20 protein-coding genes and 1 pseudogene are annotated in these 23066 nt (G+C 41.3%); 16 read left to right on the plus strand and 5 right to left on the minus strand.

Going from position 1 to position 23066, the window contains the following annotated elements:
• The first annotated feature begins 69 nt into the window (after positions 1 to 69).
• The 9 genes and pseudogenes from SK066_RS08575 (at position 70) to SK066_RS08615 (ending at position 9825) form a co-directional block, all read left to right on the plus strand.
• A complete protein-coding gene (locus SK066_RS08575) occupies positions 70 to 2700 on the plus strand; it encodes a hypothetical protein (RefSeq protein WP_320544355.1) in 2631 nt (876 codons plus the stop codon).
• A gap of 15 nt (positions 2701 to 2715) precedes the next feature.
• On the plus strand, positions 2716 to 3621 hold the full coding sequence (locus tag SK066_RS08580; protein ID WP_320544356.1) for an ankyrin repeat domain-containing protein: 906 nt from the start codon (positions 2716 to 2718) through the stop codon (positions 3619 to 3621).
• 582 nt (positions 3622 to 4203) lie between these two features.
• On the plus strand, positions 4204 to 4677 hold the full coding sequence (locus SK066_RS08585) for an Imm30 family immunity protein (protein ID WP_320544357.1): 474 nt from the start codon (positions 4204 to 4206) through the stop codon (positions 4675 to 4677).
• A 252-nt stretch (positions 4678 to 4929) separates the two neighbouring features.
• Positions 4930 to 5703 (plus strand): hypothetical protein, encoded by a 774-nt coding sequence (locus SK066_RS08590; protein WP_320544358.1) that lies wholly within the window; start codon positions 4930 to 4932, stop codon positions 5701 to 5703.
• Positions 5704 to 5732: 29 nt separating this feature from the next.
• Entirely contained in the window at positions 5733 to 6446 is a 714-nt protein-coding gene (locus SK066_RS08595) for a pentapeptide repeat-containing protein (protein WP_320544359.1), read from the plus strand.
• A gap of 241 nt (positions 6447 to 6687) precedes the next feature.
• Positions 6688 to 7968 carry a suppressor of fused domain protein gene (locus SK066_RS08600; RefSeq protein ID WP_320544360.1) on the plus strand — a complete coding sequence of 427 codons (1281 nt, stop codon included), beginning with the start codon at positions 6688 to 6690 and terminating at the stop codon, positions 7966 to 7968.
• A gap of 83 nt (positions 7969 to 8051) precedes the next feature.
• Positions 8052 to 8519, plus strand: a pseudogene (locus tag SK066_RS08605) (DUF6985 domain-containing protein).
• A 47-nt stretch (positions 8520 to 8566) separates the two neighbouring features.
• Positions 8567 to 9055 (plus strand): hypothetical protein, encoded by a 489-nt coding sequence (locus SK066_RS08610; RefSeq protein ID WP_320544361.1) that lies wholly within the window; start codon positions 8567 to 8569, stop codon positions 9053 to 9055.
• A 302-nt stretch (positions 9056 to 9357) separates the two neighbouring features.
• The gene (locus SK066_RS08615; protein ID WP_188775164.1) at positions 9358 to 9825 is read left to right on the plus strand and encodes a toxin-antitoxin system YwqK family antitoxin; all 468 of its coding nucleotides are present in this window, start codon (positions 9358 to 9360) and stop codon (positions 9823 to 9825) included.
• 159 nt (positions 9826 to 9984) lie between these two features.
• On the opposite strand, the gene nfi is transcribed toward SK066_RS08615, so the two are convergent.
• On the minus strand, positions 9985 to 10656 hold the full coding sequence (gene nfi, locus SK066_RS08620) for a deoxyribonuclease V (RefSeq protein WP_188775165.1): 672 nt from the start codon (positions 10654 to 10656) through the stop codon (positions 9985 to 9987).
• Positions 10657 to 10801: 145 nt separating this feature from the next.
• On the opposite strand from nfi, the gene SK066_RS08625 reads away from it, so the two are divergent.
• The 5 genes from SK066_RS08625 (at position 10802) to SK066_RS08645 (ending at position 17360) form a co-directional block, all read left to right on the plus strand.
• The gene (locus SK066_RS08625; RefSeq protein WP_320544362.1) at positions 10802 to 11458 is read left to right on the plus strand and encodes a hypothetical protein; all 657 of its coding nucleotides are present in this window, start codon (positions 10802 to 10804) and stop codon (positions 11456 to 11458) included.
• A 299-nt stretch (positions 11459 to 11757) separates the two neighbouring features.
• Positions 11758 to 13038, plus strand: a complete 1281-nt coding sequence (locus tag SK066_RS08630; protein WP_320544363.1) for a suppressor of fused domain protein — start codon at positions 11758 to 11760, stop codon at positions 13036 to 13038.
• A 136-nt stretch (positions 13039 to 13174) separates the two neighbouring features.
• Positions 13175 to 13390, plus strand: coding sequence for a DUF6985 domain-containing protein (locus tag SK066_RS08635; protein ID WP_320544364.1), 216 nt, complete (start codon positions 13175 to 13177; stop codon positions 13388 to 13390).
• Positions 13391 to 13749: 359 nt separating this feature from the next.
• Entirely contained in the window at positions 13750 to 16056 is a 2307-nt protein-coding gene (locus SK066_RS08640) for a putative bifunctional diguanylate cyclase/phosphodiesterase (protein WP_320544365.1), read from the plus strand.
• Between the two features lie 608 nt (positions 16057 to 16664).
• Complete coding sequence (locus tag SK066_RS08645; RefSeq protein WP_320544366.1) at positions 16665 to 17360, plus strand: YitT family protein; 696 nt, start codon at positions 16665 to 16667, stop codon at positions 17358 to 17360.
• A gap of 393 nt (positions 17361 to 17753) precedes the next feature.
• Here SK066_RS08645 and SK066_RS08650 read toward each other — a convergent pair whose 3' ends face one another.
• Entirely contained in the window at positions 17754 to 18959 is a 1206-nt protein-coding gene (locus SK066_RS08650) for an MFS transporter (protein WP_320544367.1), read from the minus strand.
• Between the two features lie 152 nt (positions 18960 to 19111).
• On the opposite strand from SK066_RS08650, the gene SK066_RS08655 reads away from it, so the two are divergent.
• The gene (locus SK066_RS08655) at positions 19112 to 19669 is read left to right on the plus strand and encodes an RNA 2'-phosphotransferase (protein ID WP_320544368.1); all 558 of its coding nucleotides are present in this window, start codon (positions 19112 to 19114) and stop codon (positions 19667 to 19669) included.
• 180 nt (positions 19670 to 19849) lie between these two features.
• On the opposite strand, the gene SK066_RS08660 is transcribed toward SK066_RS08655, so the two are convergent.
• The 3 genes from SK066_RS08660 to hxlA all read right to left on the minus strand — a co-directional run bounded on the left by SK066_RS08660 (position 19850) and on the right by hxlA (position 22396).
• Positions 19850 to 20884 carry an LLM class flavin-dependent oxidoreductase gene (locus tag SK066_RS08660; protein WP_188775174.1) on the minus strand — a complete coding sequence of 345 codons (1035 nt, stop codon included), beginning with the start codon at positions 20882 to 20884 and terminating at the stop codon, positions 19850 to 19852.
• Positions 20885 to 21174: 290 nt separating this feature from the next.
• Complete coding sequence (gene hxlB / locus SK066_RS08665; RefSeq protein WP_320544834.1) at positions 21175 to 21759, minus strand: 6-phospho-3-hexuloisomerase; 585 nt, start codon at positions 21757 to 21759, stop codon at positions 21175 to 21177.
• A 4-nt stretch (positions 21760 to 21763) separates the two neighbouring features.
• A complete protein-coding gene (gene hxlA / locus SK066_RS08670) occupies positions 21764 to 22396 on the minus strand; it encodes a 3-hexulose-6-phosphate synthase (protein WP_188775175.1) in 633 nt (210 codons plus the stop codon).
• Positions 22397 to 22648: 252 nt separating this feature from the next.
• Here hxlA and SK066_RS08675 point away from each other — a divergent pair, with 252 nt between their 5' ends.
• Entirely contained in the window at positions 22649 to 23008 is a 360-nt protein-coding gene (locus SK066_RS08675; RefSeq protein ID WP_188775176.1) for a transcriptional activator HxlR, read from the plus strand.
• Positions 23009 to 23066 lie beyond the last annotated feature (58 nt).

Genomic DNA, 23066 nt, shown 5'->3' on the forward strand with positions numbered 1-23066 from the left:
AGCCAGAAAACCAATATCAAAAAAGCAGCAACACACATTACAGCTACATCGGAATCGGAGGTCGACAAGGTGATTGGTTACGATCAAATCAGGGTCAAATGCCCGTATCCACTCCTGCATATTCATGAGCTGCAAATCGACTGGCAGCCCGGCGAGCATGCCAAGCTAGTGCTTACCGGTTGGATGGATGAGCAATTGCAGATGGAGATGCCACTGACGGCCTCCGTTCAGGACGAAATTGAAGTGTTTTACAATACCCCAATCTGGATGGGACTCGGCATCGAAACCCCTTTATTTCGTGGTGTTGTGAATAAAGTGGAAGCCCATCGTCAAAATAGCGTACATAAAATTAGCATTGAAGGTATTAGCGCATCCTCACTCTGGGATGTGAAAAAGCGCAAGCGTACTTTTCCCGAGCCGACACAGACCTACGAGCAATTGCTCACCAAGGTCATCGAGGATTATCCTGGCAGTGAGGTTGAATTTCATACGGGTGCGGATAAAGAGATTGGCGATGCGACCTTGCAATATGAGGAGACGGATTGGGAGCTGAGTAAACGGCTAGCCAGCACATTACAGTCGGTTATCGTTTGTGATATGCTAAAATCCGTAAAGCCGTATCTGCATTTTGGTCTGCCTGAGGGTAAGGAAGTTATGGTACCGGACACTACACCATATACTGCGCATAAGGATCTAGCGGCATATCAGCGAGCTGTGGCGACCGGAGCAGAGCTGCACGATACGGACTTTTTTCGGTATGAATTGCAATATAATGAGCCATTAGCGATTGGCGATCGCGTCCGTTTCCGAGATAAGCAGCTAGTCGTCAAAGAGCTACACGCTCATATGGAAAAGGGCGAGCTATTATTCAATTATGTGCTCGCTCGCGAATCAGGTGTGCGGCATCCCGTCATTTTGAATGCAAAAGCCGTTGGCGTATCCCTTGAAGGAACCGTACTGGAGGTACGCGGCGAAGAAGTGAAGCTCAAGCTGGATGTCGATCAGGACGATGGCAAAGCCGATCCACACTGGTATCCATTTGCTCCACCGACTGGAAGTCCCATGTACAGCATGCCACAGGTCGGTACAAAAGCAAGTCTGTATCATCCAGATGGTAGCGGCTTACATGCTCAAGTGTTAGGCTCCGTACGTACGAACGGCGCAACTGCGCCAAAAACGAGAGATCCGAATACGCGTTACTATGGTAGTGAGCATGGTAGCGAATTGAAGATCGCACCAGATCATGTTCACTTTTACGGTAATCCAGAGGGTACGCTGTCGATTAGCCTGCAAGACGGCGTCGGTGTGGTCATCCGTAGCCCCAAAAAGCTTACCATTACCGGTAAGGAAGATATCGTACTCAAAAGTAAAAAGAAGGTCATCCTAAACGCTGCCGAGATGATCATGGCGTACAAAACAGAAGCATCCTCCGGTATCGCTGTGGAGGGCGAATACCACGTGCTCGGTCAAAATGTATGGGCAGATGGTAGAGATCGTACGGCATACGCTGCCTATGATGATGCACCCAAGGAAGGCACGCCACCACCACCGCCCGATCCACCTAAGCCATTCGATTGGGGCAAGCTCGGCCGCAACGTGCTGGGCGGACTCGCTATCGTTGTCGGCGTAGCCGCACTGGCAGCCTTCACCGTTGCCACGCTAGGTGCCGGCCCGCTCATCGTCGGCGCTGTCGCCGTTGGCGCAGTAGCCGCAGGCGGAATCGCCGTCGGCGTCCAAGCCGCATCCGACATCGCCCGAGGGGAAGTGAGCGACTTCGGGGAATACGCGACGACCGCATTGCGGGAGTCGTTTATCGGAGCCGTGACGGGAGCGATCTTTGGACCGCTGGGAGCTGGTGGAGCGATTGCGACTAAAATGGCGCTGGGGGCTGCCGAGAACGGTTTATCGGATATCGCCAGCCAAATGATGCAAGGCAAAAGCTTTTCCGAATTGGACTGGAAATCTGTCGGTATAAGTGCTGGTATCGGTGCAGCTACTGTTGGCGTTGTGAATTCCAAAGCTGGTAAAGCTGTTAGTGAAATGATTGGTAACGGTGTCAAAAAAGTCACTCCAAAAGTGATTCAGAATGGAGCACAAGCCGCAAGTGAAGGCTTTGGTAAAGCAGTAAACCAGATTAGTGAGTCAGGAAGTAAGTTTGGACAAAAAATAAAAAATAGTAGTTCATCAAAATCATTATCAAATTTCGATGGCAACTACAGTTCTGAAGCACATTTATTATCTGAAAAAGTAGTAAATGAGCGCGGCGGTTTTGGTACCCATGGTCAAGAAGTACCGTATGTATCTGATTTTTTTGAAGGTGCAGATGATGGGATTTTAAGAGGGATGGGAGAACCTTCTTTTTATTCAGTTAAAAATGCCAATGGCGGAGAAGTGCACGTTTCAACTGATAGAATTAAACAACGACATTTTTCTAAAATTGTTGATGAGGCACAGGGAAAGGTTACCGTTCTTACAGGTACTCATGGAACAGTAGACGGAGGACTTGAGGTAGAAAAAGACTTTTTTAAAGATGATTTGGCTAAATGGGGAAGTAAAGAGCATGTAGATGTTCTGGATGTTAACGATCTTTCCGAAGAACAAATGAAAAAAATAGTTAATTCGAATCAAACGATTGTTTGTGCTTGGTGTTATAGTGAGCGGTCGCAATTATTATTAAAATCTATGGGGCTTACAGAATAAAGGAGGAACATCGGTTTGACTTTTTACGAAGACTTAACGTACTACTCAGAAGATCATTTCGAAAATTCACAAAATATTGGGTGGCTGGATGCAAATAAAGAATTTCCACGTGCTAAACCTTCTTCTGAGTTTATCGAGGCTTTATATGAATATATAAAATGTCCATTTAACAAGCAGCGTCATTCTCATCCCACTTCTTTCGAGTATAGAGGAAATGAAATGAAATTGGGATATTCTGAAATTAGAGTACTCAGCAAAAAAAATGACCAAAAATTTGCTGCACCCGATACGATATTGAAATCTATTTTGGAGCAGGAATATAGTCCTCCACAAGCTTTTCAAAAGGCTGTCATGGAAGGACCTAAACCGGGTTCTAAGGAATATGATCAATTTATAGAGCGCTACAACGAAAATTGCTTGTGGGGAGAATCTACCGATTATGTGGAGCAATGTCATAAACTGAATAAAGCAATTTCAGATCATCAAAATACACAAGTTCAGAAATGGATTCAGAATAAAGAAATTTCAATCGACATGACAATGATAGATGGCAGCATATTAAACAGTGCTCTGCTAAATAACAATGTAGAAGTAGCGCTTTTTGTTATTGATCATGGCATAGATCTTAATAAATTTTCAGGAATAGAATTAAATACAGCTATTGCTCAAGGTCATAACAACATTGTGAAGTTGCTGATTCATAAACACATGAAACTCAACATGTATTCACCTAAATTAAACCCTCTTTTTACAGCAATTAGAACAAAGAATATAGAAGCGGTAAGAATTATGATTGATTCAGGAATCAATCTCAATATAAAATACTCCAATGAGTTTATGCAGGATATGGATGCTTTAAAATTAGCCCAGCAACTCAAGTTTCATCCTGCTATTGAATTATTGCAAGACAAGTATAATTGAATACTGCTAAAGCGATTAATTATTATAAAAATTGGAATTAAATCAAATAAATATTTAGTCATTATTTGTTCTATACTATGATGTCAATTTATTTGTTTCGAAAATGTAGAGATGTATAGATTATTAGATGATCATAATATGTATAAGTTTGGAAAAAATATTTATAAAGCACTTGATTAATTGATGCAGAATCCAGATATTAAAAGATTGTATAAACTTAATCTATGGATTTTGATCCGCAATAATAACGTGCAACCATTTGTATGATTTTCAGAAGTTTGAGGGAATATGAAAGTAGTTGAGTAGAAGTACAACTTTTGCAACTACTCAACTATTTTTCTTATTTTGCCAAATAATTTTGTGATTGAATAGCTTCTTGTTCATTTAGATCCTAAGAATGTTCACAGCTAGGTTTGATCATTAGTACCTCTTATCGATATGAATAATATGTATATAGTCATTTTAACCTTCTTTACATATAAAGGTATAATATCTTTATAAAAGATATAAATGCAGAGTATACAGCTTTTTATCAAATATAAAAAAGATACTACCAGCACATATACAGACAAGGAGAAATCCATGAATAATAAAGAAAAAATAGATAGATTATATAAGATGAGATTTTTAGAAAACGAATGTGACAGTATTGAACAATTCGAAGAACTTCTGAATGATTTATCTGAACGTGGAACAATTGAGGATTTGCCCGGTTTATGCAAAGTTTTTGAAGATCAAGTAGCTGAAGCCTCAACAGATGATTACTTACTCGAAACGATATTTCATATCATACATAAACAAAATACGAGTGATGGAATGAAAAGCTTAGTGTATGGTATCAGCCATATGTTGCCTCAAGCAGAATTTTGGGCAGAGCAAATACAAAAAGCAATATTGAATTCCCCTAAATTATTACAAGTATATAAAGAGGTTTTGCTCGATGCCGAAAAGAAAAACTTAGATCAAATAAGAGAATTATTACTTTCTATTAGGGAAAGTGAACCAGATAAATATTCTTTACAAATAGATAGTATTTTAGATGGGTTTAAAGGATAGAATCTAATCTTAAAATAACTCAAAAGTGTGTTTTATTTGATGAAGAGGAGCCTTTCTACAATCCTTATGAACTGTGGCAAGTGTCACTAATCCATATCCCGAAATAAAAGAATTGATTAGTTAATTTTGATGTATAGAGATAACGAACAGACTTTTACATAATAAGCTTTTTCATTATCTTTATCATTAACGTGTTTTTAGAATAGGTATTAAAGTTAGACATATAATGAAATCACCAAACGGAGATACATAATGAAACCAGACTTTTTTTCAATAAGCATGTTTCCAACCACGTATTTAGAAGAAACTGAAACTCTTCAAAAATTCTTAGATATTTTTAAAGAAAATGACAAATATATACCTACCTACTGGGGCAATGATGAACGTGTCAAACTGAATTATAATGCCGAAGAGATCATTCAAGCTGTTCGCGAAAAGAAAGTTTCCGAGCTTTATCTTGGACGTGATAAGGGGAATAAATTTAATTTGATGATTGATGTATATTCTAACCCACGAGCATTTCTTAGATTAAAATGTAAAAATTTGTCCTCCAAGCAGTACGATAGCTTTTTAGATCTTTCAGATCAGCTTGCAAGTATTCTAAAACCTTCTTTTGGTATAACCCATCTATTTTGGCCTGTCTCTTATCCATGGACGAATGATGATGAGCGAACACATATATGGATGGATACTTGTGCATTACCGACTCCAGTAGAATATTTCAAAAATGGTCCACTTGGTGTTGGAGCTAGAACGTATATATCCGGTTTGTGTTTGGAAATGTTTGGTCAAGATTTTATTTTGAATAGTCCAGGTAAAGCGGAGTTGCTGGATTGGGGAGGAGTACATTTGGACATAGTCGAATCTCCATTCCATACGAATAGCGAACAATTGCTTAACGCATGGGTGAAGATGATGACTTATTTACAACCTTCTGGGTGTATTGCAGAACATCACTTTGATGATGATCAAATGGGCGTGAGTTTTTCACCAGGCAAACAATGGGAACAAAAGCTTCGTCATTGACTATTTAAGGCTGAAATGGTGGGAGAAACATGACAAAAGTAATTAATAACAGAAAAGAATTCAATACCATTATTGATCAAGCAAAAATAAATGATGAACTTATTGATAATATTAGCATTCAAGTAGCGGATCTTTCTCTTTGCGATCTCTCTTACATTACAGCAGATCGTTTGTTTGCAGAAAATATTAATTTTAAAGGTTCAATATTTACAGGGATTTCATTGCGGGATTGTAGCTTTCTTTCTTGTGATTTTATAAGTGCAAATTTTGAGAATGTAGATTTAGCTGATTGTGTATATAGTGAATGTATTTTCATGAAAGCGAATATGAATAAGATGGAATTTAAAATAAGTACTGCTATAGAAGCAAACTTCACAGAAGCTGATCTTTCATCTGCTGATTTATCTGGAAGTACATTGCTTCGTTCAAACCTCAGATCTTCGATTTTGATTAATGTTACGGCAGTAGAAGTGAATTTTGATGAAGTTAATATGGATTCGGCCACCTTAACAGAAAGTAATTTTCAAGGATCCAGCTTTATTAAAGCAAAGTTAAATAATGTGAACGCGCAGAAAACAAACTTTACTGAAGCAGATTGTCGAGACTGTGATTTCTCAAATGCAGATTTAAGAGGAGCGAATTTCACCAATGCTAATCTTCAAAATACCATATGGAAAGATGCACAAATTGAAGGTGCGATTTTTGATAAAGGCATTCTTCCTATGATCGAAAAACATCTTTAGTAATAAGGCTTTTCATAAGTATTGCAAATGAAGCGCAAATATATAGCTTATTCAAAATAGAAGATGGGTGATTAACAGTATCTACTCATCTTCTATTTTTAAATAAGAAAGCTAAAACTCTGGATTATTAACAGAACGAATCTACATATAAAAGGTACAGCAAAGAAGCATGCTCTCGTATTATCAAAAGCAAGTATTATCTTATGGTCATGGATAATCATTTACGAAAAGAGTGATCGAATTGAAAATATGGACAATACATGTAAGTGATGATTACGAAAAAGTAAATACCAAAAATCCTTCTGACTTGGAAAGTATCAAAAAAGCTGGTAGAGGTCATTCCTTATTAAAAGATTGGCAACCAATTGAGCTGAGTCTCTACCAGGAAGGTGATTCCGGAGATGTACTAATTTTTCAAGGCGGCTCCCTCGCTCTAATTGTGAATCGTTTCGTAAAAGAAACTATACAACCGCTGGTCGCTAATGAAGCAGAGTTTTTAGAAGTTGGTTATCACAACCAAGCTTATTATCTGATCAATGTTACCAATGTATTAGAGTGTATCGATTATGAGCAATCTGTTCCTAATAATTATGGTAGCTTCGACGAAGAAGTTTTTTTACCTGATAAAGTTCAGAATCAACCGATATTCAAAACAGTCAATACGAAGCACAATCTGGGTGATTTCCCTATTGTCTCGGTAACCACATATGTATCCGATGAGTTAAAACAAGTTATCGAACAAGCAGGAATAAAAGGCATCTATTTTAGACTTGCCTGGACAGACAGTACCGAGCCGATTGTCGAACATAACCCACGCATTCGTGCTACGTCCCGTAAAGATGTGGAAGCACATATCGAACAACACTACGGTCGCATTACGGGCTGTATTGCTGGTGCTAGCAATGATGCAGGCGATGCAGAAATTTATCTGGCTGCACCAGGAAGTCATCTGCCCTTTCAAACACTCGTTACCTATGGCAATAGCTTCTGGCGCGGCATGATCCCTGCCGGACATGATACCGGGTATGCTGAACTAGTTGTGCATCTCCCACCAGACGCCCAGTTGACTGAGCACAACTGGGAACACTCACCGTATGCCTGGGTCGTGCGCATGCTACGCCATTTCGGCAGCGAGATTATGCAACGGGGATACTGGATCGGACAATGGCTCGTGTATCCTCACCAAAACGAAGACGATCTATCGGATAGCTATCGGGAAATGTTCTCGTTAAATGGACTGCCTGCGCATACCACATTGGTTCCTTACGACACCAATACAGATTACTGCGGTGTGATGGTCGTTCCTCCATATCCAGGCAGTGCGGAAGCATTTAAAATGACGTACCGAGATGAAGGCATAGCTAATCCAGAGGAATGGCCGATTTATTTCCAAACGTTATTACCGCTGTATGCTGAAGAAATCCAATATTATTTCTCCAATGGACAAGAGAAAACGGTAGAGAAGCTACTGAGCGGAGGCATCGATGCACTCTTTGATCTGCGCCGTAAGCGTCTAATCTAAGCGAAATCAGGTGTCTACAACCAAATGGTGTAGGCACCTTATTTAAATAGGTTGCGCCAGCCAAAATAAAAGGAGACCTATAGATGAAAATCGATGATCCTATATTTGGAGAGCTAACCTATAAATATGGTTGGACTCGCGAAGTAGAGCTAGATTTCTTTAAAAAAAGAAACACAATTACTTTAATAGTCGATGGAGACGAAGATGGTAGATTTGATCAGCGTCAATATGTCGCATATCGAACATATTTAGAAAATTGGCACCAATTACAAAACCATGTATTATAGTCGCTGCTACAGTATTACCAGCAAAAAAGACAGGAATTAGGATGCGATATAGCTATCAATGCTGACTATCCCGCAATTGAAGGGATCGAACAAATAAGAAGCATGGTTACTTTAGAGGCCATAGCTGTTCCATATGGTGATATTTATGAAGAACGAGATATTGGACTATTATTTACCTGTACATGGGATCTAGAAAATGGTGTAGGTGTCCGGCTGTTAAATGAAAGAGTAGCAGAGGTTGGATATCAGGATATTATAATTTGACATCATTAAACATTTGAAAATAATCAAAGATAGGTGGCTTGGATCGTATGAGCTCTAGAGAAAATCAAGTAATCATCAAAGAAATTATAGAAATTGCTAGAACTTTAAATAACCCCATTCCTAAGGAAAAGCCATCAGATATTATAACGATAAGCAATGCTGAACGTATACCGCACTATGCTTTTGATGAAGTGTACGGTGAAGATGAATACACATGGTCAGATATTAGACAATTGGAAACTTCCGAACTCAAAAGAAAACTCTATGACATAACGACTCCTTCTAAGCTAGAAGGTTTAGAAGATTTGACAGAACATATAGCTAATCATCTCAGGGAAAGTATTTCAGAACAATACAGCGATTTTTTTGAGGGTATCGTTGTCGATTTGAAAAACTGTGCGATCAATCGTATTGTTAATGGTAAGACAAATAATTTTTATGAGATCATATTACATATATATAAATCAGGTGGGTTACCCTGTGGCTGGCAAGGAAATTATCCTGATGAAGGAAAAATTATTGCCTACTATAATTGACGTGAAGTTTAAACATCAATTAAATCAAGCACTTCAAAATGGACAATCGCTGTACGATACTTCGATTAATCGGCAAAAAGAAGTTCTAACAGCCTTAAATAAAAATAAAGAGCAAATCGTAAAATTATGCCAGGAAATGCACCTTACTGTAATGACAGAAATTAATTTATAATGTATCTGCCAATCAACTCAAAGCGGACTAACGGTATGGTCTAATCTATTCAAATGATCCTGTAAAAGATGCAGACGATGTTGCAGAAGAATGGTTTGAAGCGTTGCGAGTCAAATGAAAGGATGATTATATGATGGCTCAACCTAACATTCTAACTAAAGATGAGGTCATGACTCAAGGAACAGAGTTTACAGATAATGTATGTTACTCTGGTCTGTCAGGACAGGAACTATATAATCGACCTGTAGAAGAAGGTGGAGAGCCAATATCAGGATTGGTATATGAAAAAAATAGAGATGGAAATATAGCATATTATGCTCATTATATTAATGGAATCGAAGAAGGAGAATATGTAGAGTTTTTTGATAATGGATTACCAGTCTTATATCGCCAAATGATCAAAGGTACTGTTTATGGGATGTACATTTCATGGCATGAAAATAAACGAGTCAAAATCATTGCACAATACAGACATGGCTTCAAAACGAGTTATAAAGAGTGGGATAAATCTGGGATCATCATAAAGGAAAAGGTAGAGCTAAGCTCATTTGAAAAAGAAATGATTGAAAAGTACGATAACTGGTCTAGGCAAAATTAATTGCGCATATGTGACTAATAAAGCTTTGGGAAAATATATTACAGAAACCCATTTTATAAAGACGAAGCTGTACTATCAAGAAGTGCTGAAGAAACGAGGTTCGTTTGAACTACTCTATATACTCAAAAAAGATAGTAAACCATAAAATGAGTTCACCCCTCATCTTTTCAATCTCGCATTCACTAGCTGATCAGCCTGTCTTGTCGTTTCAGGCAGTCGATATTTCGTCGCTAGTTGCAATACGATTTGATTGGCAGTTGGGAGTGATATTTTATGCCCAACGGAGACAAAGATAGGTTTCACGTTCGTCTGGGTGCGCAACACATTTCCGATGATTTCAGTTTGATCTATGAGCGGACTGGAACTACCACGTTCTGGTGAAGGCTCTATATATTCGCCACATAGTCTCGTTTTCCCACAGCCAATCGTAGGAATATCATATAGAACTCCAAGATGGCAGGCAAGCCCAAAACGACGAGGATGGGCTACGCCTTGCCCATCACAAACGACGAGTTGGGGAACCGTTTTGATTTGCGAAAATGCTTTGGCAACTGGAGGCAATTCGCGAAAAGAGAACAGTCCAGGTATATACGGAAATGAAGCATCATCTTCTACAACAACGGATTCGGTGACATCCAATGAACGCATATCCAAAATAACGATACCTGCAATCAAGGTATTATTGTATTTGCTGTAAGCGACATCGACCCCTGCGACATAGTCGATAGTAAGAAATTCATCGGACGAAATGACTTTTTTAGCTAGATGAGTTTGTAACTGAATAGCTTCCTGCTCAGTTAAATTCCAGACATGTTCAAAGCTAGGTTTCATCGTGAATAGCTCCTATCGATATGAATAATATGTGTATAGTCATTTTAGCAAAAATAACAATCTTCTTTACATATAGATGTATAGTCTCTTTATAAATGACACGGAGTTTAATAAATCCTAGATTAACTAACTTTGAGGTGGGAATATGAAACCAAATGAAATGTTTGATCATGTATGCAGTTCCATATCAGTCCCATATAGAAATTACGATTGGAGGTATTCCAAGACAAGTCATTGGATGACAAAAAAAGATAAGAACTTCATGTACAAAGTATTCTTTTATACTAGCTTAAATAATGTTTCTGATAAAAATGTGGTCTTTTATGGCGAGTTTGCAATAATTTCATTAAAAACTAAAAATAAAATATTTAACATTAATTCTCGTCAATGTAATATGCCTAATGGCAAATTACATTGGAATATAGCGAATAAAGAAGATTCACATCAAGCAGTTATTGAATTTACAGATTGGCTAGATCGGGTATGCGTGCCTATTATAGAAAAGTGTACTAATGATTTAGATAATTTTGTAGACGAAGTTACTACAAATGGGTTTTATCCACCTAAAGGTTATATAGTCGATATCGCATTCATTTTATGCTATGGTTCACGGGAATTAGCAGAAAAAGCTAGTAATAAATACTACAGAAGCCTAGAAGAAAAAATCCAAAAGGAATTTAGAGATAATTATAATAGTTTAAATTTAGGAAATGAAGCTGCCAGTTCCTATGGTAAAAATATGATGCGGAATTATTCGAATTTTAGAACAATAATAGAAAACAAAATAAAGGTGGATTTTTAATATACAAGATTATTTTTTATAGTTGTAAATAATTGATTACAAGTTATGACTTACAATAACTCACGGTAGCTTGATTTTTAAAACAGCAACTTAATATCGGCGTAATTAAGTTGCTGTTTTCAATACAAAGTATACATAAATGGAGCATATTGATTTCAATCATTATAACAACAACATTAACGTTTAAATATTTACTAATTTCCGAAAATAATTTCATGTTCAGTTCACTCAATGTTTAACAAAACGATTATTAATAGGAAAATAGACTTTTTATATAGTGATTAAGAGGAGTGATTAGATTGAAAATATGGACAATATATGTAAGTCCAGATTGTGTAAAAGTAGATACTAAGAATCCTGTGGATTTAGAAAATATCGAAGAAAAAGAAATAGGGAAGCCTTTATTACAAGATTGGCAACCGATTGAGTTGATTACCTATGAAGAAGGTGAACATAGAGATGTATTGACTTTCCGCGGTGGATCTTTCGCCATAATTGTGCATCATTCTGTAAAAGAAAAAATCCAAACGCTGATTGCTAATGAAGCGGAATTTCTAGAATTACATTATCAAAATCAAGATTATTATCTGATCAATGTCACAAATGTATTAGACTGTATCGATTATGAACAGTCTGTTCCTGATAATTATGGTGGCTTCGATGAAGAAGTTCTTTTACCCGATAAAGTTCATAATCAACCGATATTCAAAACGGTAAATACTAAGCACAATCTGGGTGATTTCCCTATTGTCTCGGTAACCACATATGTATCCGATGAGTTAAAGGAAGCTATCGAACAAGCAGAAATAAAAGGCATCTATTTTAGACTCGCTTGGACAGATAGTACCGAGCCGATTGTCGAACATAACCCACGCATTCGTGCTACGTCCCGTAAAGACTTAGAAGCACATATCGAACAGCATTACGGTCGTATCACTGGCTGTATCCCCGGTGCCAGTAATGATGCAGGTGATGCAGAAATTTATCTAGCTGCACCGGGAAGCCATCTCCCTTTTCAAACACTCGTCACCTATGGCAATAGCTTTTGGCGTGGTATGATTCCTGCTGGCCATGACACCGGTTATGTCGAATTGGTCGTGCATCTCCCACCAGACGCCCAGTTGACCGAGCAAAACTGGGAACAATCACCATATGCCTGGGTCGTGCGCATGCTACGCCATTTCGGCAGCGAGATTATGCAACGCGGATACTGGATTGGTCAATGGCTCGTGTATCCTCACCAAAACGAAGACGATCTGTCGGATAGCTATCGAGAAATGTTCTCGTTGAATGGACTGCCTGCGCATACCACATTGATTCCTTACGATACCACTACGGATTACTGCGGTGTGATGGTCGTTCCTCCATATCCGGGCAGTGCGGAAGCATTTAAAATGACGTACCGAGATGAAGGCGTAGCCGATCCAGAGGAATGGCCGATTTATTTCCAGACGTTATTGCCGCTGTATGCTGAAGAAATCCAATATTATTTCTCCAATGGACAAGAGAAAACGGTAGAGAAGCTACTGAGCGGAGGCATCGATGCACTCTTTGATCTCCGTCGCCAGCGTCTAGTCTAAGCGAAATAAGGTGTCTACAACCAAATTTGGTGTAGGCGCCTTATTTAATGACTAATAAAGCAATATCAACATTAGTTAATACTTACTGATGGAGCTAAAATACTACCAACAGACAAGACATGAATTAGGATACGATATGGCAAGTCAAACGAATTATCCTGCAATCGATAAAGTCGAAGACATCACAACTATGGTTAGTTTAGAAGCCGTAGTTATTCCATATGGCGATATTCATAAAGAACGCGATATTGGACTATTATTTACCTGTACATGGGATCCAGAAAATGGTGTGGGTGTCCGTCTATTAAATGAAAGAGTAACAGAGGTTGAATATCAGGATGCTGTCATTTGAATTTATTTTACTCAACGCATGGACAGCAGCAGAAATCCAAAATGCCATATTTGATCCAGACGTAGCAGCTCTTATTTTAGAAAACAAAAATATGTAATTCAAAAACAGTACCTTCATCATCCCCATGAAAGTACTGTTTTTATTATAAATGCTGCATCGTAATTATTAAAACGATATCCGACTAAAAATAGGAATACCTAATTTCTAAATTTAAAGTTAAAAAATTCCATATTAATACCGATATAATTACCAATGGAAATAGAGCAATTAGGTTGCTCATGTTTTGATTGTTTGATGTAAGGGGGGACGTTATGCATCGTTATCGCCAATTTGCTTATATAGCAGCAATAGGGATACTTATGAATTACCTACTACTAATCATCTTTCGACATAATGACAATGTGCTCACATGGCTGACACCAATTCTAAATATGATTGCGCCATTACTCACAACAGCCATTCTGTCTATGGTCACCTATCGTTGCCGGGGAGAAAGTCGAATATTTTGGGGTCTGCTAACGGCCAGTCATCTGTGCTATAGCTTTTCCATTGTAGCTTCTTTCATCCTTCACATGAATCCATCGCTTGTATCCTCGATATTCAGCTTCTCTGACTTTTTATGGATGCTCCATAATCTTTTTATTTTTGTAGCCTTATTACTACTCGGACAACGTAGCCTGCGAGGACTAGGTAAAATTCAATTTTTGCTGGATACCTCCATCTTCATGCTAACCGTGGTGGCAATCAGCTGGGCGCTTATCGTGGAGCCGATCATGTGGCGAAGCATCAATGAAAATGGTGGCAACTGGGCTTATTTGCTTGTGAATTTGAGTTATCCGCTAGTCGAGCTGGTGCTAATCTTTATGCTCGTACTCCTATTATTCGTACGGGTGGATCGACAGCATAATCGAGTAGGCTGGTTGCTTATGTGGTCATTACTCGTTTTTGCAGCAGCGGATATGAGCTACTTTTATATGCTAGAGCACAATATGTATCGTATGGGCAGCCTAATTGATCCATTGTGGAGTGCTTCTTTGCTATTGTCTGCACTAGCAGGGCTTGAATTTTTAAAGCAGCCGCCTTCCCAGGAGGTATTACCTGTAGCCTATGCTTCTCATGCCAGAGGATGGGTCAAACGTGTTCTACCCTATGTTAGCGTAACCGTACTATTATTTTTCGTCATTCCACGGCAATTTTCATCCTTCGATATGCTACTACTCAGCTGTATGCTCGGCATCTTATTACTTTCGATCCGTCAGTTATTATCTCTCTCTGAAAATGATACACTACTACTTCGTCTGCGGCAGCTGCTACGGTTAAGCGACCATGCTGCACGGCATGATGAGCTTACCGGACTGCCTAACCGTCGTCAATTTTATGAGCAATTGCAACGACGAATAGAAGCAGCAGAGGATAAGCATGAGCTGGCTGTGCTATTCTTCGATTTTGATCGCTTCAAGTACATTAATGATAGTCTGGGACATGCGGCTGGAGATCGCGTATTGCAAATGGCAGCGGAGCGCTTTCGCAGTCATTTATCGGATGAGATTATGCTTGCCCGTCTGGGTGGAGATGAGTTTATTCTGTTGCTTGATCCGATGCGAGATCATGCGCATGTAGAGCGTGTGGTAGATAAGATTGGTCATTGCTTGCAGGAGCCACTCGATATGAATGGTCATCCGTTATACATTTCGGTTAGCATCGGGATTGCGATCTATCCGCAGGATGGTGTAACACTCGATGAGCTGGTGAAAAATGCAGATGCAGCGATGTATGAAGCCAAGAAGAACGCAAGGCAGGAAGCGGTCTATTTTACCAATGCGATCGGTGCGCATTATGAGAATCGCTTAGGTCTGGAAAGCTCTCTGCGTGGTGTATTATGTCGCCAGGAACTGGAGCTTTATTACCAGTATCAGGTAAGATTGGATAACGGACAGATTGAAGGGATGGAGGCGTTATTACGCTGGAAGCATCCTGAGCTTGGATTCATTTCACCTCTTGATTTTATTCCGATTGCCGAAGAAACCGGTCTGATCATTCCGATTGGCGAATGGGTATTACGCTCAGCATGCGAGCAGCAACGCATCTGGAAAGAGCAGGGCTATGGTGATTTTCGTATGAGTGTGAATGTATCGCCTTATCAGTTCCACGATGAGCATCTGGCAGAGCGTTTTCTGGAGATTATCGCAGAGACAGGTATTGAGCCTAAGCAGATTGTGCTGGAAATAACGGAATCACTGGCGATCCATAATGTGGAGCGTGTTATTGTGCAATTGGATAAGCTACGCGAACGCGGAGTACAGCTAGCGATTGACGACTTCGGCAGTGGTTATGCATCGCTTGCTTATGTGAAGCAGCTACGTCCATCGATTTTGAAAATTGATCGTAGCTTTGTCAGCTGTATTGATGATATGGATGAGGATTGTCGTATGGCAGGAGCAATTGTTGCACTTGGTAAAGCGCTGCATATTCATGTACTCGCCGAAGGTGTAGAGACTGAAGCGCAGCTGCAATTTTTGAAAGAAACCGGCTGCGATGAAATTCAGGGCTACTATGTGAATCGTCCAATGCCAGCATCCGAGATCAGTCAGCAGCTTGAATCCGCAGGCAATTCATTTTATATCGTTAAAAGCTTGCTGGATAACCTTGACCGCGCCAAGTCGTAACTGCAAGTTGTAATTAAATGGTTTCATTATGTTCTTCGTTATATGTCTCCATATTGGATCACTTCATTTGCATAATTTTTATGAGAATAGATTAAAGACAGGGCTGAATTGTAAACGTCATGTTAGCCCTATTTTAACGCAACATTATCGCGAAAAACGGCGTATTTTCGCGGCTCATCCGCTTTTCCATTAAGATCGATGAGAAACGGTGCATACGGAAGGAAAAGCGGTAGGATAGTGAACCTATACATGAATAGAGCGGGATAATGACAGTTTATTGCAAACCATTGCGACTTATTGCAGAATACGACGATTCGGCAAGTTGTTTAGCAACAAGCCGTCCGTGGTATAATAGATACAGATTTAAATTCTAACACCAGAAAGGATCAGGATACCATGTGTCCCCGAAGGATGATTTCCCAAAGGACGATTTGGAAACGTTATGATCTCTCCTATACTTAGCTCCTCCGTAGTGTAGTGCCCAACCTATTGGCCTATATCTTACGGAAAAGGAGCAGCACGTATGCGAAGGATGAAGTCCTCCAGGTGCACCTCCCGTAAGAACAGGTCATTAAAGACCACACTTACGAGAAAAAGAGGGAACCTGTATGAGGAAGAGAACAAATGACAATTGGAAGGTTGCAGCAAAGCAAGTAGCTGCAATATTGATCGGTACGTTTATTCTTGCGTTTGCTTATTATCACATTAATTTTCATAACAATCTGTCGGAAGGCGGATTTGTTGGTCTGGCATTGCTGGGCAAATATTTATTTGGCTGGTCGCCAGCATGGAGTACGCTTGTACTCGATATTCCAGTAATTGTGATTGCCTGGTGGCTAAAAGGACATCGCTTTATGATCATGACTATGATCGGTGCGGGTGCGTTTTCGCTGTTCTATGCAGGGTTTGAGCAATTATCGCCGTTTGTCGTGGACTTGCACGGAAGCCTGTTAGCAGCCGCTGTAGTGTCGGGTATTTTAACTGGACTTGGCGCTGGAATTGTTCTCCGTTATGGAGGGGCCACGGGAGGCGACGATGTATTATCCCGCTTGATCAGTGACTGGAAAGGCTGGAAGATCGGTAATGTCTTTATTGTTGGAGATGCGATCGTTCTTGGTCTTTGCCTCATCTTCCTGCCATTTAAGGAAACAATGTTTACGATGCTAGCCGTATGGTTGGCAGGTAAAATGATCACCTGGACAGTAACGGTAGAGCTGAGAATGCCATTTACCGTTCGTAAGGTAAAAGATGCAGCTACAGCTGTAAAAGTACCAGCAGCGTCAACGCTGCCACGTTCGTCCTGATATGCTGCTAGCGGTTCAGGATACTAAAATTGTAAATGGATGTGTTGAACATTTGATTGATGTGACCAGATGGACAAGATTCTCATCAGCTCAAGCGCATGAGCGATGTATCGAATACACTGAATTACCAATAAGGGCGTGCTGTATCGGATTCCTCCGTACAGCGCGCCTTTATTGTATTTGCGATGGAATCAGCGGCTGTAGCAAGCTTCGAAATACAAAATAGACCATGAATAGATAGGAGCGTACTTGTATCAAGCCACTCGCTATACATTCATAGTCTATTGAATGAGTCAGAATTTATTTGCCAAAATGATTGGAAGTAAGATACCATTTGCTAGGCAACTAGGCAACTAGGCAACTAGGCAACTAGGCAACTAGGCAACTAGGCAACTAGGCAATCTGCTTTTTACGCTTCTCCACCATATAATAGCTGAGTACAGCGCCACCTGTACCGATCGCAGCCAGTACGCCGCCTACGAGTGGTACATACACAAGTCCAGCGTGAGTAATGACTACACCACCGATAAAGGCACCTGCTGCATTGCCAAGATTGAGCGCAGAGTGGCTGGAGGTTGCAGCAAGTCGTGGTGCCTCGTGTGCCAGATTCATAATGCGTAGCTGGATTCCCGGCATAATACCAAATGCCGCCATCCCCCATAAGAAAATAACGATCAGTGTAAGAATAGGCCAATGCAATACACCAGGCAGAATGAATAGCAGCACCGATAATAAGCCAAAGATCGTAATGACAGACGGCATCAGCTTCCAGTCAGCCAGACGCCCGCCAATTAGATTTCCCAGCGTTACACCAATCCCATACATAACGAGAATCCAAGTGACATTGCTTTCTTGAAATCCTGTCACATCCGTTAGCATCGGGGTAATGTACGTAAATACGGTAAACAGACTACAGCAACCAAAGGCACCGGTTGCAAGAATCAGCAGTACCTGCGGATGGAACAGACTGCGAACCTCTTTGCCCAGACTGGGTTGCTCGGTTTGATGAATTTTAGGAATAAGCCAGATAATACCAATTAGCGAGATTACACCCATGATCGTGATCGCACCAAATGATGAACGCCAGCCCAGCTGCTGTCCAATCAATGTGCCAAAAGGAACACCGATAATATTAGCGATAGTCAAGCCAGCAAGCACGAGGGAGACGGCACCTGCACGTTTGTCAGGACGAACCAGTCGTGCGGCGATGAGGGAGCCTGTGCCCAGGAATGTACCATGAGCAAGAGCAGTCACCAATCGCGAAATCATCAGTACATTGTAGTTAGGCGCAATCGCAGCTACCAGATTACCGATAATAAAGATCGCCATCAACAGGCAGAGCAATTGCTTTTGTGCTACCCGATTGGTAGCGATTGTGAGCAGCGGCGCACCAACAGCAACGCCAAGTGCATAGCCAGTAATCAGCTGTCCAGCCTGCGGAATCGTGACCTTTAGATCGCTTGCTACATTGGGCAATAGTCCCATAATAACGAACTCAGTCATGCCAATCGCAAAGGCACCTGCGGTCAGGCAGAACAGAGCCACTGGAAAGCGACCATTAGGAGCTGCTCCTGCTGCGGATATTTCTTTGTTTTGCATCGTTTCTCTCCATTTCTTATTATTTCTCTAGGTATGATATATTCATACTAACATTTCAAATTGCAAATGAACATCATTTCAAGCTCGCAATTCCGTAGGGAGTATCACGTAAAAGTGGTTGCTCTCTGTTATCGGAGGAAAGGAATATAAACATGATACATGCTAAACGTGAAAAACAGCTTAGCAAGCAAATGAGCTTTGTCCTCAGACATCGTCCTGAAGCTTATGGTATTGTGCTTGATCCAGAGGATGGTTCATGCTTACTACAAGAGCTTGTCCAAGCTTTATTGGTTCATGGCGATGTTGGTGAAGTGACTGAACATGAAGTGCGTGACGTTGTGGCACATTCAGACAAGCAGCGCTTTGAAATCAATGGAGAACGCATTCGGGCGCGGTACGGTCATAGTAGCCCGGAAGTGCAGTATGCTGCTGCTACTCCGCCTGCTGTGTTATATCATGGAACAGCGGAAGCGTTCTGGGATATGATTCATGTCGAAGGCTTAAAGCCTATGGGCAGACAATATGTACATCTGTCAGCAAGCACGGAATTTGCTGCACTCGCAGGACGACGTAAGGGCAAGCTACTCATGCTGCGAATTGATGCCGTAGCTGCTGCACAGGACGGTGTTCTATTTTATAATGCAGGTCATAATGTATGGCTGGCACATCATATACCAGCAGATTATATTCAGCGAGAGGAGTCATTGTAAGGAAGCGATACTTCTTCGCATTCGGCATATGACTAGCATTTAAAATTGTAATATAAGCAATACGCGATACTTATAGCATGTGCAGAGAGACTTATCAGATCAACATATAATATAAATATACAGATAAAAAGCAGCGGCAGGATATCCTAACCGCTGCTTTTATTTATTATCTATACATACTCAAGCGTGTGCAGGTGCAGCATCGTTCAGCTTGAATGCTTCTGCAAGCAACTCGTAGGAACGAATACGTGCCTGATTATCATGAATCGCTGACACGATCAGCAGCTCATCTGTCTGATAATCTGCTGCGAATTGCAGAAGGCGTTCCTTAACCTGATCTGGTGTACCGACAACGCGGAAGCGGCGGCTATCGCGAATGTTGGCCAGCTCCATGTCATTGTAGTGGTACTCGGCAGCTGTCTTTGCCGATGGTAAATAAGGCAATGGACGATTCTGGCGTAATGTCAGGAAATACAGATCATTACTGCGCATCAGATATTCCGCTTCTTCCTCGGTTTCTGCGCAAGCTACTGTAATCGCTGCTAACGACTTCGGTGTAGGGGATAGTACAGATGGTCTGAAGTTTTCTTTGTAATGTGCCACTGCATCCTCGCCACCTGTTGTTCCGAAAAATTGAGCAAAGGCATAAGATGCGCCAGTCATCGCCGCCAGCTCTGCTGTACCGCCACTGGAGCCGAGCAGCCATAGCTCAGGCATCGTATCAATGCTTGGCTGAGCAGTCAGACCCGCATAGCGATGATCCGCAGGTGTAGCTTCATTAAGATAGCCGATCAAATCAACAATCTGCTGTGGATAACGATCTGCGGCATGCATGGATGGGAATTTGCCCTCCTGCATCGCGCGATTGACCAGCGGTGTACCACCTGGTGCACGTCCTACACCGAGATCGATTCGGTTAGGATGTAAAGCTTCCAGCAATCGGAAGGTTTCGGCCACTTTATAAGCGCTGTAGTGCGGAAGCATAATACCGCCTGAGCCAACACGAATACGTGATGTGTGGGCGGCGACATGCGAGATCATAATTTCCGGGCTGGAATGGGCAAGGCTTGGAAAGTCATGATGCTCTGACATCCAATAACGTGAATAACCAAGACGATCGGCTGCTTTTGCAAGCTCTAATGTGTTGTTTAACGCGTCAATCGCGTTCTGTCCTTCGTTAATATGCGACTGGTCAAGAATCCCCAGCTTTAACATGATCATCACCTCAAATAAAATGGATAGCAGCGTGCAGCAGCTATCCGATAGATTATAGCAATTGTTACTTTTAGATACTATGTTACTTGTATGACGTTACTAATATTATATTACAAAACGTTCCAAATGACAAAGGGAATCGCATATTGTTACATCTGGTTATATATCCACACAGCTTTACATAGTACTACATCAGCTTTTATCCAATGATTCACAACATGATCTATAAAATAAGCGACCCTGCTATGTCATCTACAGACATAGCAGGGTCGCTCGGATATCAATATGAACTACTCCAAATTAGCATGATTGCTAAACATCGCTTCGGTATCGCCACCACGCAGCTCCATGAGATGCAGCATCAGACCATCGAACAGTAACAGCACAGACTGCTCAAACAGTGAGCCCATCGGTTGCACAGTGCTTGTATTGCCCTTCTGCGCAGGATCTTTTGGAGCGCCAGGGACTCGCACGATTAGATTCGCCTTACGCCCAATCGACGATTCAGGGAAGATCGTTACAGCGGCAAGCTCGACCTCGGCTTGAAGCGCCTTATCTGCCATAATATCGAGCCCTTTGGTTTCTCCTGAGCCTGAGACAATAATGAGCAGATCGCCCTTGCCTGCTTTGGGAGTGACCGTCTCGCCAACAACATAAGCATTCAGCCCTAGCTGCATTAAGCGCATAGCGAGTGCACGCGACATAAGCCCGGAACGTCCTGCGCCAGCGGTAAAAATATGACGCGCCTGCAAGATGCGTTCAGCAAGCTGTTCTACCTGTTCACCTGCAATGCCAGACAGTGTGCCTTGTAGCTCCTGTAAAATGCGTTCAAAATGCACTGAAACCGAAACCTTCGAAGAAGGAAGCTGGCTCATCATATTACGCCTGTGCAATCAGCTCGCGGAATTGCGATGCTGTTGTTGCTTTGTCATCCTGGCTTGTGATGCCGCCGCCAACGATAACCAGATCCGGGTTCGCTTGAATGACTTCTGGCATTGTTGCGAGCTTGATGCCACCGGCAACAGCTGTTTTCGCGTTTTTCACTACACTTTTGATCGTTGCGAGATCAGCAAATGGGCTTTGACCTGCTGCTTGACCGTCGTAGCCTGTATGCACGCAAATGTAATCCACGCCAAGCTCATCCAATTCTTTTGCACGAGTGGCGATATCCTGTACGTTGATCATATCAACCAGCACTTTGCGACCTTGCTTTTTCGCTTCGTCTACACAGCCTTTGATCGTCAGGTCGTTACTTGCGCCCAGTACTGTAATGATATCTGCGCCAGCTTCAGAAGCCTTCATAATCTCATAACCGCCTGCATCCATAATTTTCAGATCGGCAAGCACCTTCAGATTTGGAAAAGCTTCCTTCATTGCTTTGACAGCATGTAGTCCTTCGTTGATCACGATCGGTGTACCAATTTCTACAATATCAATAAATGGCTCCACTTCTTTGACAAGTGCGATGCCTTCCGGAATATTCACCAGATCAAGTGCGAGTTGTAGTTCCATATTCGTAATTCCTCCTGTAGTAGCCACATCCGGCATATAATATAGTAAATCCATGCGAACAATAGGTTTAATGGTGACAATATGTTATAGACAGCACCATCACGGTTGCGTTCGCTGTAGTGCTAGTATAAAGTAGAGACGTTGCTTTAAGTAAGTACGCACTTTTTTTTTACCTAGTGCCCAAAAGTATACTATGGGTCATATCAAGGGTTTTGAGTGGTATCGGATATGAAATAATGGAGGAATGTATAGATGCGTGAACGTGTATTTAACTGTGAAAAGGAATTAACGCTATCCGTCATTGGAGGCAAGTGGAAGATGCTGATCCTGTGGCATCTGGGCAAAACCGGTACCAAACGCTTTGGTGAGCTAAAGTCACTTATTCCGGGTATTACGCAGCGTATGCTGGTCAGTCAGCTGCGTGAGCTAGAGGAGGATCTGATCGTGCATCGTGAGGTGTACCCGGTCGTTCCGCCCAAGGTTGAATATTCGCTTACAGAGATCGGAGAAAGCTTGATGCCGATTTTGGATGCGATGTACAGCTGGGGACAAAATTATATGAAAGTCGCTGAAATCGAGCCAGTTGAGATTAAGCCAGCGATGTGGAATTAATATTCAGTCCGCTAACAAGCGATAAGTGGTAGTCAGCAGTCGTTTCCGGGTATACATG

This window comes from Paenibacillus hunanensis, assembly GCF_034055775.1.
In the GTDB taxonomy this organism is placed as follows: domain Bacteria; phylum Bacillota; class Bacilli; order Paenibacillales; family Paenibacillaceae; genus Saccharibacillus; species Saccharibacillus hunanensis.

Coding starts and splice junctions, on each gene's coding strand:
- SK066_RS08640 (WP_320544365.1), top strand. CDS start 13,750: ATGAATTACCTACTACTAATCATCTTTCGACATAATGACAATGTGCTC.
- SK066_RS08625 (WP_320544362.1), top strand. CDS start 10,802: ATGAAACCAAATGAAATGTTTGATCATGTATGCAGTTCCATATCAGTC.
- SK066_RS08645 (WP_320544366.1), top strand. CDS start 16,665: ATGAGGAAGAGAACAAATGACAATTGGAAGGTTGCAGCAAAGCAAGTA.
- SK066_RS08610 (WP_320544361.1), top strand. CDS start 8,567: ATGAGCTCTAGAGAAAATCAAGTAATCATCAAAGAAATTATAGAAATT.
- hxlA (WP_188775175.1), bottom strand. CDS start 22,396: ATGGAACTACAACTCGCACTTGATCTGGTGAATATTCCGGAAGGCATC.
- SK066_RS08675 (WP_188775176.1), top strand. CDS start 22,649: ATGCGTGAACGTGTATTTAACTGTGAAAAGGAATTAACGCTATCCGTC.
- SK066_RS08590 (WP_320544358.1), top strand. CDS start 4,930: ATGAAACCAGACTTTTTTTCAATAAGCATGTTTCCAACCACGTATTTA.
- SK066_RS08660 (WP_188775174.1), bottom strand. CDS start 20,884: ATGTTAAAGCTGGGGATTCTTGACCAGTCGCATATTAACGAAGGACAG.
- SK066_RS08585 (WP_320544357.1), top strand. CDS start 4,204: ATGAATAATAAAGAAAAAATAGATAGATTATATAAGATGAGATTTTTA.
- SK066_RS08650 (WP_320544367.1), bottom strand. CDS start 18,959: ATGCAAAACAAAGAAATATCCGCAGCAGGAGCAGCTCCTAATGGTCGC.
- SK066_RS08595 (WP_320544359.1), top strand. CDS start 5,733: ATGACAAAAGTAATTAATAACAGAAAAGAATTCAATACCATTATTGAT.
- nfi (WP_188775165.1), bottom strand. CDS start 10,656: ATGAAACCTAGCTTTGAACATGTCTGGAATTTAACTGAGCAGGAAGCT.
- SK066_RS08655 (WP_320544368.1), top strand. CDS start 19,112: ATGATACATGCTAAACGTGAAAAACAGCTTAGCAAGCAAATGAGCTTT.
- hxlB (WP_320544834.1), bottom strand. CDS start 21,759: ATGAGCCAGCTTCCTTCTTCGAAGGTTTCGGTTTCAGTGCATTTTGAA.
- SK066_RS08635 (WP_320544364.1), top strand. CDS start 13,175: ATGGCAAGTCAAACGAATTATCCTGCAATCGATAAAGTCGAAGACATC.
- SK066_RS08615 (WP_188775164.1), top strand. CDS start 9,358: ATGATGGCTCAACCTAACATTCTAACTAAAGATGAGGTCATGACTCAA.